Source organism: Lentibacillus sp. CBA3610 (genome assembly GCF_013373365.1).
Lineage (GTDB): Bacteria > Bacillota > Bacilli > Bacillales > Amphibacillaceae > Lentibacillus.
In genome coordinates this window covers 714,275-733,027 of sequence record NZ_CP035925.1, presented here as the reverse complement: position 1 = coordinate 733,027, position 18,753 = coordinate 714,275, and the positions used below count along the sequence as shown (strand labels likewise).

The window sequence follows — 18,753 nt, the reverse complement described above, 5'->3', positions numbered from 1 at the left end:
CTCTACTTATCATTATCATTTGCTATAGGCCGTTTTACGTCACTTGGGCGCACTTGAAACGGGCGTTTGTTTTGCTTATCAAACGGCAGCCGGATTAATGAATCTTTGAAATCCTGGAAACGGAACGGAAAAACCGGCGCAAAAAAAGGTCTTCCCAGCGATGTCAGCCGCAGCAGGTGCACCATAATGTAGGCGATGGCAATTGTCAGACCAATCAAACCGTAAATGCCCGCAAAGATGATTAACGGAAACCGGATAAGCCGGATTGTGTTACTCATTTTATACACCGGGGTTGTAAATGATCCCAATGCAGCCAGTGCCACAACAATCAAAAGCACATTGCTCGTCATTCCCGCTTCAACAGCCGCGGTTCCGATCACGATACCGCCGACAATACCGATCGTCTGGCCGATTTTAGTGGGCAGTCTGGCCCCTGCCTCGCGCAGCAATTCAATGGTGAACTCGAGGAGAAGCGCTTCCATAATCGGCGGAAAAGGGACTTGCATTCTGGAATGGACGAGTGTAATAAGCATTGTCTGTGGTATGATTTCAAAATGATGGGTCAGTACCGCAACATATAAGGGCGTGATCAAAATGGAGAAAAAGACGGCAATCAACCGAATCACCCGGAATGTCGACGCAGTCAGCCAATTTAAAAAGTAATCCTCAAACGCCGAAAAAAATTCAATCAATGTGGTCGGTCCGAGTAAAACATGCGGTGACCCGTCAACAACAATCGCAATTTTCCCTTCTGCGAGTATAGAGGTTATCCGGTCAGGCCGCTCCGTATCCAAAAGCTGGGGAAATGGTGAACTTTCATTATCAGCAATGGTCTGCTGAATAAACGAACTGTCAACCACTTGATCAATTTCCACATCTTTGATACGCTGAACCGCTGTTTCAACATTTTCTTTATCGGCTATCCCGTCGATCGAGAGAACTGCAACTTCTGTTTTGGTCAGGGTACCGACTTTTAATTTTTTTACACTTAACTCAGGAATGGCCAGCCTTTTCCGGACCAGATTCAGGTTCGTGTCAATATCTTCAACAAACGCCTCTTTAGGTCCGACAACACTGAATTCAATTTCAGGAGGTTGTACCTGACGCTTTTCATCAAGCGGGAGCGGAATCAGCAGATACGATGGGATGACATTCTCCATATGAATGAACACAAAGCCTTTCATCAGCTTTTCGTATATCTGACTTTGATCATCGGTCAATTCCGTCTTAGTGAACGGAATATGCTGATTCAATTCGGTTAAATCATTGTACACATAATCCTGTATACGTGGAAGGATATACTTTTCCAGCTTTTCCGGGTCAACTCCGGTTTTTAAATAACCCAAATGAATCGTACCGTTTCCATGTTCATGCTGATAATGAATGAACCCATCTTTCTGCTTTAATTCCTTTAACAGCTTTTCAAAGTCCCTTTGCACTTTTTTCTGTGATGTTTTTTTATTCATGTGAACAACCTCTTGGAGTAGACAGATATCATAGTTGTAGTATGAAATAACAATAGATTTATTATGCATTGGAGTTGGTGAACGGTCTTAACAACTTCTCCATAACAACGGGGACATTAAAAAATTTCATAACCATTCCTGCCGCTCACATCCCGATTCAAACCACCTTTATTTCTTCCCGCTTCTACAAAATGGAAAAAAGTTATATATCAAATACATATTTTCTTAAACTTGCGGCATGATAAATACGGAGCGTTATGCAGCTCAAAAATTTTAATTGGAGGTTATGTCTAATGGCACAACAAAACCAACAGCAACAACTTCAACAAGCTGTACAACAAGCACAGCAGGCTCAACAGGCTGTACAGCAAGCTCAATCCAGTGCTGATCCGCAACAGCTTCAGCAGGCTCAACAACAAGTTCAGCAAGCTGAGCAGCAATTGCAGAATGCACAACAACAAGCTGGTGCTCAAGCACAACAAAACCAACAAGTTCAGCAAGCACAGCAGCAGCTGCAACAAGCTCGCCAGCAAGCTCAATCAGCACAACAGCAGCAAAATAACAGTCAATAATGTTATTTTGCATTAAAAAAGGGAGTCCTCATGAGAGGGCTCCCTTTTGTTATGGAAAGCAACCAATAATGCTGCTTGGCTTTTGATCATCCTTTATTTGTGAGTTGCTATCATCTCCACGATTTTATCTTCTATTACGGGCCCGTCTTCTTCGTCCAGCAGGTTATTCAGCATAATGGAAAAGATCAGCTTATCGCCTTTTTCAGTCTCGGTATAACCTGAAAGTGTGCTGACCCCATCAATCGTCCCGGTTTTCGCGTGAACGTTTTGGTTTTCCATCCGGTATCGTAACGTTCCACCAACCATCCGATCTGTCTCACCTGCTATCGGCAGTGCATTCAGGAAGACGTCAAACCATTGCTTATCCTGCACGCTATGTAACAGTTTGGAAATCTCATCAGGTGAAAGCAGATTCATATGTGAAATGCCCGATCCATCTTTGATGTTTAAATTTTCGGTGTCCAGTCCTAGTTTCTTCATTTCTGTTTCAACAACTTCCAGACCTTTTTCCCAGCTGCCTTCATCATGCATAACCTTCCCCATTTCTTTTACGAGCATTTCCGCGTGCGTATTATTGCTTAGCTTCATGAATGGAACGAGCAGCTCGGATAGTGGCATTGCGTTATGCGTATATAATGTTTCGCTGTTTTGTGGTGTTATCCCGGTTTTAGCGTCACCAGTCCACGTGATGTCCTGCTCTTCCATTGCTCGTTTGAACAAATCAAGCACATAACCAGTCGGCTCCCACACAGCTATCCATTCCTTTACATTGGCTGACTCGAATGGAATCGTGCCTTCCACCTCAATTGTATTCCCGCCATGTTCGCGCTCCACAGTCAAATCCTCTTCCCCGCCGGAAGCAATCGTCTTGGCGTTATTTGAAACCTGTACATAATTTGTATCTGGGGTCACCGTTATATTGGGCTTTTCACCTGCATCACCCGGCTGCACTTCGACAACAACTGTCCCGGCGTCATAATCCTTATCAGGCGATACAGTTAAGGCAGAAATTTGTGCACCATAATACCATTGTTCATCACCCCAGATTAATCCGGAAGACAAACGTTGGTCATCATACCATGTATCATCAGCTATGATATCGCCATCAACCGTATCGATGCCACCTTCTTTCAGTTTTTTCGCAAACATATCTATATCTTCAGGCAGCAGTGTTGGATCACCCATTCCTTTCAGAAAAAGATTCCCGTTCAGCCTGCCAGCTGTTACAGATCCGTCTGTCAGCAGCTGTGTCGAAAGCGTATAATCCTTTCCCAATACGGAAAGCGCCGCTGCAGCTGTCAGCAATTTCATATTGGAAGCCGGCCGCAACCGGGTATCGCCCATATGATCATAAATTTTTTCCCCTGTTGCTGCATTTCGGATGCTAATCCCCGTGATGGCGCCCTGCAGTTTTGGTTCATTGTTAATAAAACGTTCCAGTTCTTCAGCCATCATATACTCGTCCCCTCTCTCAGCAGCTGAATCACCTGATTTATTTATAGCAGTTGATGTCATCAATAACATAAACACGAGCACAATAATCCCAAATCTATAATGTTTTACGTTCATTGCAAACACCCCGGCTCTTACAACATATTTCGTTAAGAATGGTAAGAAATCCTTCTTTGAACCTCTCAAAATGATGGACCGGGCCGTGATGATTTATACCTTTTGATAAAGAACGGAATCGGGAATGAAAAATTTAATATCTTCAAGATAGTGTATTAGTACACCGGCCATTATCCTGTTGAAAGGTTTTACATGAATAATTTTAAACAGTGACTTAAAATTCCCCTGAAACCATTATGGCCAGGGGAATTTTAGGATGCCGTTTATCGGCTATAACATTTTGGAAATGGTTGAAGGATCTACCTTGCCTTTTTTCTTCGTTAAGCTTTCAACAATCATGTCTTCTGTTTGCTTGGGAACTTTTTTATTAGCCATCCTTGATACTTGCTTGACAAGTTTTCGTATATTTTTTTCGTCTGATAGATCGGTACCATTCAATGACTGAGCGAGGTCCATAATATCATTGCTTTTGACGCCTGTTTTCCGTTCAACTTTTTTCACCATATCATCCATTATAGTCACCTCCGTGATGATTTTATTAATCCCTGAGGAAACCCAATCCTTTTACAGACAGGTATTCAATATATAAAAAGAGCGTCACATCATGGGTTATAGCGCCGTTTCACGATTATGGCTTCACACGGGGGATCGTACAAAAAGCAAATGACTGGCATCAGCTTTTGTCGATAACCGTGGCTGCCACCTGCGAAACGCCCTGAATTGTCACCCCCTAATCAGGTTATACATTATTCTATGAATACGTTTATTAAGGGAAAAGGCATCTGTGAGGGTTTGCGGGAAATGTGCGAATGCCATCGTCTAACATCGGGGTCAAATATAGTAAAAAATCAATCAGTGTGGACCTAATCCAAAATTCGTAACGAAGTCAGGGAAATCCGTCTCGTTTAAAGTAAGATTCTTTTAGGATGATTCCAAGCGAGAGAAGCGCCATCTCGTTCAAAGTGCGCTTCATAAGTGCTGTGTTCCATCGAGAGAAGTACCGTCTCGGTCATAGTGCGCTTCATAAATGCTGGATTCCAGCGAGAGAAGCCCCGTCTCGTTCAAAGTACGCTTCATGAGTGCTGGATTCCCAGCGAGAGAAGCGCCATCTCGTTCAAAGTGCGCTTCATAAGTGCTGGATTCCATCGAGAGAAGCGTCGTCTCGTTCAAAGTGCGCTTCATAAGTGCTGGATTCCATCGAGAGAAGCACCGTCTCGTTCAAAATACGCTTCTTATACGCTTTCATGAAAAATGTTTTCATTAATCGAGGGACCTTTGAGGGATGACTGCCAGATATATGCAATATAAAAAGAGCCTCTTTTTGTAAGAAGGCTCTTTTATTTCGAAAGGTGAAATGCGAATGAGCGAAGGCACCTCATACGGCTTGGCCGGATAATATACAATACGCAATGCTGCTGGTTGTGTCAGGGCAAAATTCTTACAAAACTTAAAAAAAGGCTATTTGCTTACATTTCAAAACTTATTTCAGATATAAAAAAAAGAGCCTTTCGGGAGACTCTTTACGTGTTCATATGTCAAAGGCTATTTTTTATTCTTTAATTTTCGATCAATCGTTCCTTCATGATAATCATCCGATACCTGCTCATGTGTTTCAGCCATTCCCTGATCAAACTGCGTGTTGCCGCTGTAATTTTCAGGTTCGAAATTTCTTTCGGCGATGTTGCGGCTGTCTTCAGGGTTAACCTTGTTTTGTTTTTTCGGCATTGATGACCCTCCATTCAATTATTTGATAGTTAGTTTGCACAACTTTGCTACTTCTACTGTTTCCTTTATTTAGCAACTAAAAACATCTTTGTTTCTGCCTAACGGGGTTCGTTACTGGGCACTCCACAACACAGTCAATGGGTACACATCCCATCATACATATTACAGGTAATTATTGGGGATTCCTATAGTAATGTTAGAAGTTATTGGAGGGAAAAAATTGGACTCTGCAAAGAATGTTAAACTGACATCATCAGAAATTACACAGCTTTGGACCACTTACATGAATGAAAATGTTAATATATGTCAACTGGAATATTTTTTGGCCAAGGTTGAGGATGAAGAAATCAAACCTATTGTTCAGTATTTTTTAGAATTGACTCAAACACATATCAGAAAAATAACTGCGCTTTTTAACAAGGAAAAGTACCCTGTCCCATATGGATTTAAAATGGAGGAAGATGTTGATATAACTGCTCCAAGGCTCTATTCTGACACATTCATATTGCATTACCTCCATACAATGGGTGGATTTGTTTTGCAGGCATATGCAGTTGGTGTACAACTGGCAGTCAGGGCAGATATTTACAGTTTCTTCACCGAATGTCTTGAAGAAGCTACAGAAATTCTTAGAGAAATGAGGGAATTGCTGCTATCTAAAGGGATTTTTATCAGGACGCCGAATCTCCCCATTCCGGAAAGTTATGATTTTGTTAAAAATAAAAGTTTCCTCACTGGTTATTTTGGAGAAAGAAGACCATTAACAGGTACAGAGATAACAAATCTCAACATGAATTATCAACGAAATGCCTTAGGTACTGCAGTCATGATTGGATTCAGTCAGGTCGCACAATCTAAAGAAGTGAGACAGTTTCTCGTCAGAGGGAAGGAAATAGCCCAGAAGCACTGTGAGGTTTTTAGCTCAATTTTGGTTGAGGATGATATACCCGTGCCCATGACATGGAATACTGAAGTTACCGACTCAACTGCATTCACCTTTTCCGATAAGCTTATGATGTTCCTGACAACAGCCTTAATCGGTTTAAGTGTTGGATTTTATGGTACGAGCATGTCTATGTCTCCCAGAAGAGATTTAGGAACGCAATATTCCAGGTTATCAGGTGAAATTGTCAAATTTGCTGAGGATGGCGCAAACATTATGATTAAAAACGGTTGGATGGAAGAACCCCCTCGCGCACTCGATCGGGATGAATTAGCAAAGAAAAAATAATTCTTAATCCGGAGCCCTCACGTCTTGCCTATGATCTGAAAACTTCATATACAGTCACCTCAAGCCGGTCGGAAAATTCGGAGGGCAAGCTTGTTGAACAAAGAGGGCAGTTTATATCATTAAAGCCGTTAAGCCACTTATTAATGGATTAACGACTTTTTAACTGACAGTAAGAGCCCATATCGCATGACGATAAATGTAAGGGGTGCTGCCAGTCATCATGATTTTCTCTCCACCGAATTCGGACTATTCACTTCCAAAATCCGTTGCGGGTGAGTGTATACATTCATCTTCCCTTGTCTGACAAAACCAATGACAGTTATGCCTAAATCATCTGCTAACTGCAGTGCTAAATCAGTTGGGGCCGACTTGGAAAGCAATATGCCTGCACCAATTTTGGAGATTTTCAGCAGGACTTCAGACGAAACACGGCCACTGAATACAATTAATTTATGTTTTACCGGCAGCCGTTCCTGAAAAATATGACCATAAATCTTATCAAGTGCATTATGCCTTCCAATGTCGGTTCGAATAGCGAGCATTTCATCTGGTGTCGCCAGGGCAGCATTATGAACCCCCCCAGTCCTTAGAAACTGTTCTGACGCTGCTTGCAGTTCCCCCATTAATGCATAGCACTGGTCAACAGATATGGAAAGCCGGCTGTAAATCGTTTTAGCCGTATTCACATCACTTTTAAAGTAAAATTGCCGGCTTTTTCCGCAGCAGGAACCGATAAACCGCTTCGAATGGTCCTGTTGAATGGAATCGATAGTTTTGTTGATATCAACATAAGCAAACCCTTTAGCTTCATCGAGTAAAATGTGATTAATCTCATCATAAAAACGGATGATTCCTTCTGAGGCGAGAAATCCAATGACAAGTTCTTCTAAGTCAGTTGGTGAACATACCATCGTGGCAAATTCTTCACCGTTGATCATAACCGTCAACGGAAACTCAGTGGCAACTTCATCATTTACCGGTGACGGATCAGATCCATTAAACCGGATCACCCGCCAGCCATCATGAACCGTATAGTCCATTCAATCACCTTCTAAACCTATTATAATCATTTAATCTATATATTTTCAAAAATCTGTTAATTAAAAATAACATGTAAACAAGACAGATGACAAATGATTCAGCTTTAATCCAATTTTAATTCCATTAATGTCGTGACGTCTTTAAAACCGAGCTTCTGGTAAAATGCTTTGATCGCATTACCTGCAAACACGTTGAGCTGAACAGCAGTAAAGCCTGCTTCCTCCAGCCTCTTCAAAGCCTCTGTGCATAATGCTTCCGCAACTCCCTGCTGTCGGTAGCGCGGCAGCACATAAAGTTCCGGGATGATCCCAACCGGTTTGTCCGTATAATAGTCTGTGGTACTGCCGATTCCGATCCATCCCTGCATCACATCATCTTTCACAAACACCAGATAATACCCGCCAGCAGCTAAAAATGGCGTGACCATTTGCAGCGCTTTTTCCTGTTTAGGCGGAATATGTCCAACACTTGCTTCTTTTAATACATCCAGCGAACGGGCGACAATTTGTTGTGTTTCACGTTTCGTTGCTTTTCGAATGGTCACAGGTTTTCCCCCTTTGGCAGGCAGGAAAGTAATATTTCCTGCCTGCATAACTTGACAATAAGCCAAAAACTGACTCTTCTTATTACCGTTTCATAAATTTCGTAATCAGCGGACTTACCTGACCATACAATTGACCGACTTGCTGGGCGGTTGTGGTGATTTTGTCAATATCTATATTTCCGTCCGTATCACGAAATTGATTTAATATATTTTGTCCGGGCGATTGCTGCCGGGGTCTTTGCATCGGTACTTGAGGCGGATGCATTGGCTGTCGCGGCGGACGCATAGGTGGATGTTGCGGCGGCATCGGGGGTCTTGGTCCTCCGAAATGGATCATCATAACACCTCCTTACAATCATTTTGTTATAGTCTATTCAAGCCGTTCCCGAAATGAAAAGGTATCTGTCTAACATCCTTTCAATAGGATGATTCGTAACATACTCAGAACGATTGACATATTGTATTAGATAAAAAGTTAGGAGTATGCCTATGAGCGTCGTTCGAACCGACAAATGGTTATTAGATACTTATGACAATCCGGTGGAACTTTGTAAAAAACTTAAAAGCTATTTTGATGAAAATGTGTCGGCCAGTGACATCCACCAGCACATGGTCATGCATGGCATGTATCACCAACCACGTGAAAACGGGACTAAATTGATTAAAGCATTACAAAAGCGCAACATTTGGAAACTTGTGGAACAGGAAGAGAAAGCCTTGCAAACGGAATGGGACGGACCCGATATCCCTATCTTCATCCTCCCTGCCGACGCTGATAATCGACAGTTAAGACAGGAACTGAACGGAAAATCAGGGCTGACCTTCTCTGACAAACTTTTTTTGTTCATTACTGAAGATAACACGGATAAGGAAATCCGCGCGCTGTTTACCCACGAATATAATCACGCCTGCAGATTAGCCAAGTACAGCAAAAAAGAAGCAGATTACGTTTTATTGGATACAGTCATTTTGGAAGGCTTAGCGGAAAACGCCGTCCGGGAAAGATTCGGTAAGCACTATACGGCAAACTGGACGTCATATTATTCGAATGTGAGATTAGAGAGAATTAGCAGGAATCTGGTACTGCCGAATCAAAATGCCCCAAAATCCAGCCGCATCCATCTGCAAATCCTTTATGGCCTTGGATTTTATCCTAAAATGGCAGGCTATTGCGCAGGCTATTACTTCGTTAAACATTATATGGAATCAAATGACTTAAACTTAAAGGATTTGTTGCATGTCCCGTCTCAAAAAATCATCGAAAAAACAGACGAAACCTGATCCCGTCTGTTTTTTCGTTTAATGGGGGAAATAACTAAATGGTCCTTTACCAGAAGAAAAGCGGTGCCAAAGCAAGTGTACCAATCGCACCTAATGCTATCCCATAACCGAGTCCGGGACCGTATCCGTATCCCGGTCCATAAAAGCCGCCATAGCCGAAACCGCCCAATCCCTTGCACTGATTAAGCGGCTGTATATACACACGGTGGCGATCAACATGCTTTATAATACCACGATGGACGCCTCCATCTCGGGTTGTTATTTTGACCGACCTTCCTTTATAACGGCAGCAAAGATCATAAAAATATCCAGCCGACATTTTCTCACCTCCAAATCCATTCAGAACATACACCATTGTATGAAGGTAGCAGATATCGAGTAAGGGCAAATGAATCGGTTATAAGAAAAAACGCTGACGCGTCTTTTCAGAAGTCGGAAGCCAGGGGTCGGATTGGATGAAACCGGCGAACCAGCCGATTTCCGTATTGAAAACGTCATCCGATTCTTTTCGATGAACAAAATTCAGAACCAAGCGCTTAAACAAGAGCCCAATTTCTCTAATCTGGGAGAGTACCCATATCAATATCAAATGACCTACATATATTATTAACAAACAGTTATGGAGGTGTTTTGGAATGAGTGAATATGTAGGTGGAGCTGGCTACGGTGGAGGTTTTGCCTTAATCGTAGTTCTATTTATCCTGTTAATTATTGTAGGCGTTGCTTACGTTGGATATTAATCTGTAATCAAACAAAAAACGCTTAGGAGGGTTATAAATGGGTTTTGGACCTAGATCTGGATGTGGCTGCGGTGGCTACGGCGGTCAAGTAGCCGGAGCTGGATACGGCGGTGCCGGATTCGGTGGCGCTGGATACGGATACGGCGCACCAGTAGGCGGAGCCGGATATGGCGGCGCTGGATTCGGTGGCGGCGGCCGCGGTTTTGCGCTGATCGTCGTTTTATTCATCCTGCTTATTATCGTAGGCGCGGCATGGTGCTAATAGATAAAAAATTTCATAGATGAATAATATGGGCTTCCGGGGAATCCGGGAGCCTAAGTTTCGTTTGCTATGTTTTTACGGAACCAAATTGGATTAACTAAAATTCAATTTAGAAAACCAAATGGGTATAGTGATATTACTCTGGTATCTGAGAATATCACTTATCTTATACTTTATTAAGAACGAATGGATAATAATTTTATATTTGAGAAGAACAATTTATGTAAAAAAAGCTGCCTCATTTCCATTAAAATGAGACAGCTTTTTCGTGTATATTACAGATTCTCCGAACGAGAAAGCCCATCGTCTTGAGACATGGGATGAGAGCGAGGTCAGATACGGAGTGCCAAAAAAGAAGGTTTTGTGGTGCTCCGTACCTGAAATGAATTAAGTTAAAAAGATTAAGTGTATTAAGCAAATGATTACTTGCTTTCTGATCGTCAATAGGATATAATAAAAACGAAACATACGTTCCCTTCTGAAGAGGTGTTCATATTGGCTAAAACACCCCCAACGTTTGTGTTAACCTTGGAATTAGACAATAATCCAGGAATGGTTTGCTGTCATCACTGATGAATTGGAAATTTGCCGTGTCATATATAATACCGTTCTTGGTGAATACCTGAAGCGCGAAAAACAAATGAAACGGGAAAAGGCATATAAAAGATTAATCCGGCAACTGTATGGTGTCAAAAAGAAACTGGCAAAAGATGACCATGATGCCTCGCTTATTCATGAAAAGAAAACGATCAATCAAAAGCTTCATCTTTTAAGAAAAAAATATGGACTGACCGAGTTTGCTTCACACGCGTGGGTAAAGCCTATTCGCGCACACTTTCATAACCAAGTGAATGCAGCTGTTGCGCAAAAAATAGCCTCCCGCGCCTGGCTGACATTTCAGTAAAAAAACTATTCGGCAAAGCTAAGCATGTCGCTTTGTTTCGAAAAGGGGACATGGAGAGTTTTGAAGGGAAAACGAATACGACAGGCTGGCGATTTATAGATGGATTTCTCGTTTATAAAGATTTGTCAACGCCACTGAAAATCAAACAGAACGATGCCTATACTTCTGAAATCCTTCATCATTTGGATCAACAAACACGATTCTCCTATACAATCATATCAGACGGAAAAGAGAAAACGGTAGATGATCGATACCAGGTAAAATTTGTGCGTATTGTTCAAAAGAATAAGAGGTTGCATACGCTATTTTGCTGATTTGGTATCAGCGGGTATCCGCCATCCAAGAACAGAAAGCTTGGAAAAGGAGATGTTGGATTGGGATATTGGCACATTCAACCCTGGGCTGTCTCATCATTAACAAAGCAGCACCTTATTCAATTTAGCGGAACAGGGTTCAAGAAATATCACGTGATATTCGATTGACCCAAACGCAAAATGGACCGTTCAAGACGCGCGACAAACCGCAAAATTTCAATAGAGATGGCACGATCAAACAAGGCAAGAAGACTGTATTTTCCAAATCGTTATCGGAAAAATCGTGTTAAAATTGAAAAAATTGCATCGCAAACAAGCGTGATTTCGCGAAAATTATCCCCATCGAATGCTTTTTAGCAAACCGAACTTCCTCACGCCTCGATCGCACGTTTATAACGGAACAAACCATGGGCTTTTTTAAACCCTGCAAAACGAAAGCAGCAAACCGCAAACCAATCCAGAAAACTCAAAGCCAGCCAGTACTGCCATGTTAAAAATATATACATAAAAAGGCCATTGTCACAACGCTGGCATGTGATTGATGACAATACAAAGGTACAACGAGATTTATCCCGCCTTAACGGGCAGCAAGACCCCACTTCAATATTACAATTAAATTAAGAAAGACTTGTGGGGCCAGCTGCCCGTAAAGGTCCGATTCTGTTCAACTAACATTCAGCGGTAAGAACCGCACCGCTGAATGAAGTTTCACTTTATATTCAGCCTTTTTATTGATGAATGCCAATGAATCGGGAACCAAACCAAATCGAAGCAAATGTAAGGCAACCTTTCCATTGTTTAAAAAGTTGCATGACCAAGCAATACAAACCATTGTAAAGGACAAAAAGATGATTTTAAATTCGGGAATCAGTGTAAAAAACTAATGCAACACATACAGCGGTGTGATACCACCGGGCTTGCGAAAGTCAAAAATGCGGTCGTTAATGGCAGCAGAGGCTGCTTTGGCCGTGAAAGTTCTGAAGGAAATGGTCCCAGTATCCTGAACAGCCCTAAATGTCGAGCACATGCAAATGTGTCTGTGGCTGCCGGCCGGAAGAAGGACAATAGATTCAGAACCCCACTGCTTTAGCTGTGGGAGTATCAGCTCAGCGTAGCATCCTGGCCATGAATCTGTCGTACGATTTCTTTTTCTTTTTTTGGCGGGTGAAGAAATATGGCCAAAATGAGCGCAATAAAAGCAAGGATGGTACTGGCCATAAACGCCCATTCGAATCCTGTGACTTGTGCCATCCGGCCAATCAGTTCCGGAGACGCATTGGCGTCCGGCACAAAGCTGTTGGTTCCCATAGCCACCAATGTGATAAGTATCGCCGTTCCAATCGATGCAGAAATTTGCTGTAATGTATTAGCCATAGCAGACCCATGTGCATACCATTTTGGCGGCAGCTGATTCAATGCTGACGTCATAACCGGCATCAGCGCAAATGAAAGGCCAAACATGCGAATAGCATAAATTATCGTCAAATACGTAAATGATGTCTCCAATGACAAACGTGTAAACATAAACGTTGTGACGGTCACAACAGTCAGACCAATCAGTGCCAGCCATTTAGCTCCATACTTATCAAATAGCCTGCCGGTAATCGGCGACATAATGCCAATCACGATGGCACCCGGAAGCAGCATCATCCCGGATTCAAGTGGTGTAAATCCCAGGACATTTTGCATAAACAGCGGCAGCAACGTTTCCGCCCCAATCATCGAAACCAAAACGACCATCGTAATCGCAATAGCCAACGTAAAAATCCGGAATTGGAACACACGGAATTCCAGCATCGGCGTATTCAGGACAAGCTGGCGCCAAATGAACAAGCCAATAACCAGTAAGCCGGTTACAATAGATCCGATGACGACAGCACTTCCCCAGCCGGCCTCGGAAGCAATACTGAATCCATAAAGAAATGAACCGAATCCAACAGAAGACAAAATAATCGACAGCACATCAATTTTTGGTTTTCGAAGGTCAGTCACATTCTTCAGAAAGAGCGCCGCAACTGTCATTGTAACGGCAACAATTGGCAGGACAGTATAAAATAATGATCGCCAGCTGAAATGTTCCAAAAGCCATCCGGAGAGTGTCGGGCCAATGGCAGGGCCAAATGCAATGACAATCCCGATCAGCCCCATTGCGGTACCACGCCGTTCAACCGAAATAACAGCCAAGAGAACGGTCATTAATAACGGCAGCATGATCCCAGAGCCGGAAGCCTGCACGACACGTCCCAACAGGAGAACAGGATACGCAGTTGCTATAGCTGCAATCGCTGTACCTGCACCGAATAAGCCGATTGCCGTCAAAAATAACCCTCTCGTCCTAAACCGATCAATTAAAAATGCGGACACAGGTATCATAATCCCATTTGTCATCAAAAAAGCGGTTGTCATCCATTGCACTTCTCCCTGTGATATGGAAAACGCATCCTGAATCGTTGGAAGTGCCGTAGCTAATAATGTTTCATTAATAATTCCCATAAAGGCGCCTGTCAACAATGCTGCTATCATTAAAGCTTTTTGTTTGGGCGGCAAATCCCAGGAGGTTGTTGTATCACTCATGTAAAATCCCCTTTCTACGTTGTCAGGATTATTTATTCAGCGATAAAAAATTATATAAGGCACAGTATCTTTCGCAGCATTTTTATTGTTGATTGAATTCCTGCAACTGTAAAAAATTCGAACCTTTATATATTAACATGACGTTATATTATGTTACAACTGATTCATAATGAGTGGGTTCTCTCGCTCAAGCTTGCACTTACTACAAATCCACCAATCTTAACGGTGGTGTCGTGCGATATTGGGGCTGCCGCGGGAAACTAGAGGTTCGTCGCACGATTCAGGAGTGATATCGCGCGAAATTGAGACTTTGTCGCGCGAAATCGTGCAATTGTTGCGCGAATTTGGAGCTTCGCCGCGCGATTTGGGATAGTGTCGCGCGAAATTGCGGGATCATCGTGCGAATTGGGATCAGTGCCGCGCGATTTCCTGATGGGATTACACAAACAAAATGCTTGAATAACCATTTCGGTATCCAAGCATTCCTTTTGGATATTTGAATTTTATTCCTGCATTTTCTCCAAAAAATTTTTAAGTACATGAACAGTTTGTACGCAATCATTCAAATCAGACCATTCGGCTGGATTGTGGCTGATGCCGTCTTTGCTTTGTGTAAACAACATAGCGACCGGCCATTTCTCACCAATGATCATCGCGTCATGTCCCGCTCCGCTTGGCAGCCGATATGGCCGGATGTTTGCCTCATGACATGATGCCTCCAGCAGCTGTTGTTTTTCTTCTTTAATCGGTACCGGTGACACACGCATTTTTTCGACATGATTGACGCTAATCTGATGTTTAGCAGCAATTTTCTCCGCCAGTGCCAGCACCTGATCAACAAGCTTGTCGCGGGTTTCTTCAAATATGTCGCGAATGTCGACATAGAGGGTGACACTGCCCGGAATTACATTGACACCATTTGGATCAACTTGCATTTTCCCGACAGTTGCTACTGCCGAATCACTGATCGAGGCAGGCAGTTCATTTACGCCCCCGATAAACGCGCTCGCGGCCACGAGTGCATCTTTCCGGTCATTCATTGGCGTGTTTCCTGCATGCCCTGCTTCACCCGTGAATGTAAACTCAAGCCAGCATGGTCCGGCAATGCCAGTGACGATTCCGGATGGCAAGGCTTCACGCTCCAGCTGTTTTCCCTGTTCAATATGTACTTCGGCAAACATTTCGATTTCTTCAGGATCACGCTTTGCCCCCAAATAACTGTCAACACTTAAGCCAATGTCTTCCAATACTTCTGAAAAATTCATGCCATCCTGATCGATAAGCTTTAATTTTTCTTCAATATCACCTTTGCCGACGACGGCCTCACTTCCATGCAGACCGCCATTAAATCGCGCACCTTCCTCATCGGAAAAAACGACGACTTCATATGGTTTCTCGGGCTGATACCCGGATTCGCGCCAGGCTTCAGCCACTTCGAGCGCAGACAATACACCCAGTACCCCGTCAAAATGTCCGCCATTTGGAACACTGTCCAAATGTGATCCGCTCAAAATAGCTGGCAGATCATTTTTCTTACCTGCCAGGCGCCCAAAAATGTTTCCGGCACCATCTTGACGGACCTCCAATCCGGCTTCACGCATCCACTTTGAAACCAATTCTTTCGCAGCCTTTTCTTCCTTGGAAAATCCTGGACGATGTGAACCGTTGTTTTCAGTGAGACCTATTTCAGAAATTGCATCCAACCGTTTAGCCAGTCGCTCACCAGAAATACCGTCTGTGTCATGTGCTGAATCATAACCCTGTATTAAGTTATCATATAAAATTCCCATACAAGTACCTCCCCATAATGAAAACATGATATCACCTGTTTCAAATGATATCATGCTTTTGTCGTCCCTGCATGATTGACCACAAACATATTAAAAAGATATCCAAGCTGTCCCGTCCTTTTGTTAAACACGCACGCATTCTAATGTAAATCAGCCTAACGAATTTTTCACTACGTTGCCATCTTTCATAACAAATTGGACCGCATCATGGTCTGCAAGTGAATGAATGTCATCAAGTGAATTGCTTTTCACCACAACAACATCGGCAAGTTTTCCATTCTCCAATGTTCCCACTTGATCATCCCAGCCCAGACATTCCGCAGCTGTTTTTGTTGTCGCTACAATGGTTTCCATCGGGCTCATACCGATATCCGCCATCAGACCGAGTTCACGAAGATTGGTACCATGTTTCATGACACCTGCATCCGTCCCCATTGCAATCTTGACACCTGCTTTATGAGCTTTTGCGATACTTGCTTTATGCTGTTCAATAACTTCTTTGGACTTTTGGATAGCTGTTGCCGGCATACCTTTTTCGTCAGCTGTTTCCAGTACGGCTACCGGCGCGAGCAATGTCGGGACAAGATAAGTGCCATTTTCAAGCATTCGTTCAATCGCTTCATCATCCAGGAAAATACCATGTTCAATCGAATGGATGCCTGCTTTGACTGCATTTTTAATCCCTTCTGCTCCTTGAGCATGTGCCATGACTCTAGTCCCTTTGCGGAAACGCCCTTCCTCTACAATTACAGCCAATTCTTCCGGAGAAAACTGGGTGAATTCAGGGTGGTCAGTTGCACTTAGCACGCCGCCGGTTGCATGCACTTTAATCACTTCCGCACCAGCACGCAGCATTTCACGTGTTTTTTTGCGTACCTCTTCAACACCATCACACCGTCCATCCGGCATACCGCGGTATCCTGACGGTAAAATATCCATCACATCACCTGAAACCTGATAGCCATCACCATGGCCACCGGTAGTCGTTAATGCATTAATGCTTAATTGCAGACGGGGCCCCTTAATAAGCCCGTCCTCAACCGCCTTTTTCACACCGCGATCAGTACCAAGCGCATCCCGGACAGAAGTGATACCGGTGTTTAATGTTGTTTCCAAATACTGTGCTGCCTGATAATACATATAGGAAAATGGTGTCGTTAATTTTTCCGAAACCGGTGTATATTCCATCATCATATGCACATGGGAATCAATCAAACCCGGCAGGATGGTTCCGCCTTGTGCATCGATGACTGTTTCGTCACCTTTTAGTGTATAGTTCTGTTCGGGACCAACATAAACCAATCGGTCATTTTCAGTCACAACAATCGAACCATTTTGCGGCTCACCACCATAACCATCAACTAGTAATCCATTTTTGACTACTGTTCTTACCATTTCAATTCCTCCCCTATAACTTATAATGTTCCGATCAATATACCGGCTACCACAACAGAAGCGACTGTAACAGTTGTAAAACCACCGATCAGCATCGGTGCCATCAATTCATTAAAAATGGCCTTTTCTTCCTGTTTATTTCCGGCAACACTGCGGCTGACTTCCTCACACAATATATAATCACCGGGAAATCCAAACAGAGCTGTCAATGCGACAGGCATTCCTTTATATGGGTGCCATTTGACCAGTTTGGAAACAATAAAACCACCAAATGCAAGGCCGAACGTACCAAGAATCAGGATAGTCAGAATAGCAGGCAAGTTGTTCAAGACATCCTGTGGGGTCACATCCGCCATTGTACCGATCACAACAAATATAATCGCTACCATTGTCAGTGTGAATGAATTGGATCGTTCAAGAGCTTTCGGTTCAAATAACCCTAATTTGAGACCTCCGATACCAATTGCCAGGCACCACAGACTGTAATGGACAGGTGTCAATTCACCCAGTGCAACCCCAACAGCTGCTCCGAAAAACACGAAGAATAATTTCATGGTTGCATTTGATTTAATTGGGCTTGACTTTTTCCCGGTCTCAGTTGACGCCGCAGCTTCTTCTGCTGGATCAGAAGCAACAAATGATTCATTATCCAAATTCTTCTGAAATCTTTTGGCATACTTTCGCAAAAAGTTCAGCGCCAGCGGCATTCCCATTACACCCTGAAATGCAACGATCAATGCCGGAATTATAACAAGACTCGTCATTCCAATCTCCGTTAACCGTTCGGACGTAATCAGGAGCGCCACAACACCCCCGCTGACCGGTCCGATTCCTGCAACGGCGGTCGCATAGTCAAAAAGAATCGGAACAATCACCAATACCAAAGCAGCTGCTGTAACAATACCGCCCAAAGCGATCAATACCGCCTTATATTGACGCTTAAGAATTGAGAAGGGAATCATGGTACCCATATGAAGAATCGCAGGCCCTATTAAAATGGACCCCAGTGCTGCAAATGTCGATTTTTCCAGAATATCTTCCGGAAAAATGCCAGTCCACACCATTACCAGAAATCCAACCATTGCCGTGAGAAGCATCGGGATTCTGGCTTTAGAGATGATCGACAACCACTCTCCCAGTGCAATGAGTGCAAAAACTAAAACTGTGGCAATAAGTGGGTTGCTAAGAATAAGTCATCCCTCCTCAGAAAATTTAATCAATACTATATCATGCTGTTCAAGGCTTGTCTACCGTCATTTTTCTATTTTTTGATACAATTTCAATATTTTAGTTTAAATCATTTTGTGAAGAGGGACACATGAATGATGAATAAAAATGCAAATGA

General features: G+C 43.1%; 18 protein-coding genes and 1 pseudogene. 6 read left to right on the top strand and 13 right to left on the bottom strand.

Translation table 11 applies throughout. The features are described from left to right. Positions 1–2: 2 nt before the first annotated feature. The 5 genes from Len3610_RS03750 to Len3610_RS03730 all read right to left on the bottom strand — a co-directional run bounded on the left by Len3610_RS03750 (position 3) and on the right by Len3610_RS03730 (position 5,332). The gene (locus Len3610_RS03750; RefSeq protein WP_176446779.1) at positions 3–1,466 is read right to left on the bottom strand and encodes a spore germination protein; all 1,464 of its coding nucleotides are present in this window, start codon (positions 1,464–1,466) and stop codon (positions 3–5) included. A 273-nt stretch (positions 1,467–1,739) separates the two neighbouring features. Beyond that, positions 1,740–2,051, bottom strand: a complete 312-nt coding sequence (locus Len3610_RS03745; protein ID WP_176446778.1) for a hypothetical protein — start codon at positions 2,049–2,051, stop codon at positions 1,740–1,742. Between the two features lie 80 nt (positions 2,052–2,131). Further along, a complete protein-coding gene (dacB, locus tag Len3610_RS03740) occupies positions 2,132–3,607 on the bottom strand; it encodes a D-alanyl-D-alanine carboxypeptidase/D-alanyl-D-alanine endopeptidase (RefSeq protein ID WP_176446777.1) in 1,476 nt (491 codons plus the stop codon). A 270-nt stretch (positions 3,608–3,877) separates the two neighbouring features. Then, positions 3,878–4,120: a stage VI sporulation protein F gene (locus Len3610_RS03735; protein ID WP_176446776.1), complete on the bottom strand. Its 243-nt coding sequence runs from the start codon at positions 4,118–4,120 to the stop codon at positions 3,878–3,880. Between the two features lie 1,029 nt (positions 4,121–5,149). Then, complete coding sequence (locus Len3610_RS03730) at positions 5,150–5,332, bottom strand: YozQ family protein (RefSeq protein ID WP_176446775.1); 183 nt, start codon at positions 5,330–5,332, stop codon at positions 5,150–5,152. 220 nt (positions 5,333–5,552) lie between these two features. Here Len3610_RS03730 and Len3610_RS03725 point away from each other — a divergent pair, with 220 nt between their 5' ends. After that, positions 5,553–6,563: a DUF3231 family protein gene (locus Len3610_RS03725; protein WP_176446774.1), complete on the top strand. Its 1,011-nt coding sequence runs from the start codon at positions 5,553–5,555 to the stop codon at positions 6,561–6,563. Positions 6,564–6,781: 218 nt separating this feature from the next. Here Len3610_RS03725 and fdhD read toward each other — a convergent pair whose 3' ends face one another. The 3 genes from fdhD to Len3610_RS03710 all read right to left on the bottom strand — a co-directional run bounded on the left by fdhD (position 6,782) and on the right by Len3610_RS03710 (position 8,488). After that, positions 6,782–7,603 carry a formate dehydrogenase accessory sulfurtransferase FdhD gene (gene fdhD, locus Len3610_RS03720; protein WP_176446773.1) on the bottom strand — a complete coding sequence of 274 codons (822 nt, stop codon included), beginning with the start codon at positions 7,601–7,603 and terminating at the stop codon, positions 6,782–6,784. Between the two features lie 104 nt (positions 7,604–7,707). Further along, the gene (locus tag Len3610_RS03715; RefSeq protein ID WP_176446772.1) at positions 7,708–8,148 is read right to left on the bottom strand and encodes a GNAT family N-acetyltransferase; all 441 of its coding nucleotides are present in this window, start codon (positions 8,146–8,148) and stop codon (positions 7,708–7,710) included. 82 nt (positions 8,149–8,230) lie between these two features. Then, positions 8,231–8,488, bottom strand: a complete 258-nt coding sequence (locus Len3610_RS03710; RefSeq protein WP_176446771.1) for a YppG family protein — start codon at positions 8,486–8,488, stop codon at positions 8,231–8,233. Positions 8,489–8,637: 149 nt separating this feature from the next. Here Len3610_RS03710 and Len3610_RS03705 point away from each other — a divergent pair, with 149 nt between their 5' ends. Continuing rightward, a complete protein-coding gene (locus tag Len3610_RS03705; protein ID WP_176446770.1) occupies positions 8,638–9,429 on the top strand; it encodes a DUF2268 domain-containing putative Zn-dependent protease in 792 nt (263 codons plus the stop codon). 46 nt (positions 9,430–9,475) lie between these two features. Here Len3610_RS03705 and Len3610_RS03700 read toward each other — a convergent pair whose 3' ends face one another. Next, the gene (locus Len3610_RS03700; protein WP_176446769.1) at positions 9,476–9,748 is read right to left on the bottom strand and encodes a hypothetical protein; all 273 of its coding nucleotides are present in this window, start codon (positions 9,746–9,748) and stop codon (positions 9,476–9,478) included. 316 nt (positions 9,749–10,064) lie between these two features. Here Len3610_RS03700 and Len3610_RS03695 point away from each other — a divergent pair, with 316 nt between their 5' ends. From Len3610_RS03695 to Len3610_RS03680, 4 genes and pseudogenes are all read left to right on the top strand, one after another. Then, positions 10,065–10,169: a YjcZ family sporulation protein gene (locus tag Len3610_RS03695; protein ID WP_083838364.1), complete on the top strand. Its 105-nt coding sequence runs from the start codon at positions 10,065–10,067 to the stop codon at positions 10,167–10,169. Positions 10,170–10,347: 178 nt separating this feature from the next. After that, a pseudogene (locus Len3610_RS21645) lies at positions 10,348–10,431 on the top strand (YjcZ family sporulation protein); the annotation flags it as partial. A 640-nt stretch (positions 10,432–11,071) separates the two neighbouring features. Continuing rightward, positions 11,072–11,335, top strand: a complete 264-nt coding sequence (locus tag Len3610_RS03685) for a hypothetical protein (protein WP_176446767.1) — start codon at positions 11,072–11,074, stop codon at positions 11,333–11,335. A gap of 50 nt (positions 11,336–11,385) precedes the next feature. Further along, positions 11,386–11,649 (top strand): hypothetical protein, encoded by a 264-nt coding sequence (locus Len3610_RS03680; RefSeq protein ID WP_176446766.1) that lies wholly within the window; start codon positions 11,386–11,388, stop codon positions 11,647–11,649. A 1,101-nt stretch (positions 11,650–12,750) separates the two neighbouring features. Here the strand turns inward: Len3610_RS03680 and Len3610_RS03675 are convergent. From Len3610_RS03675 to Len3610_RS03660, 4 genes are all read right to left on the bottom strand, one after another. Continuing rightward, complete coding sequence (locus tag Len3610_RS03675) at positions 12,751–14,223, bottom strand: MDR family MFS transporter (RefSeq protein ID WP_176446765.1); 1,473 nt, start codon at positions 14,221–14,223, stop codon at positions 12,751–12,753. A 503-nt stretch (positions 14,224–14,726) separates the two neighbouring features. Next, positions 14,727–16,013: a M20 family metallo-hydrolase gene (locus Len3610_RS03670; RefSeq protein ID WP_176446764.1), complete on the bottom strand. Its 1,287-nt coding sequence runs from the start codon at positions 16,011–16,013 to the stop codon at positions 14,727–14,729. 150 nt (positions 16,014–16,163) lie between these two features. Continuing rightward, positions 16,164–17,408: a metal-dependent hydrolase family protein gene (locus Len3610_RS03665; RefSeq protein WP_176446763.1), complete on the bottom strand. Its 1,245-nt coding sequence runs from the start codon at positions 17,406–17,408 to the stop codon at positions 16,164–16,166. Between the two features lie 20 nt (positions 17,409–17,428). Then, positions 17,429–18,598: a hypothetical protein gene (locus Len3610_RS03660; RefSeq protein WP_176449541.1), complete on the bottom strand. Its 1,170-nt coding sequence runs from the start codon at positions 18,596–18,598 to the stop codon at positions 17,429–17,431. Positions 18,599–18,753: the final 155 nt, after the last annotated feature.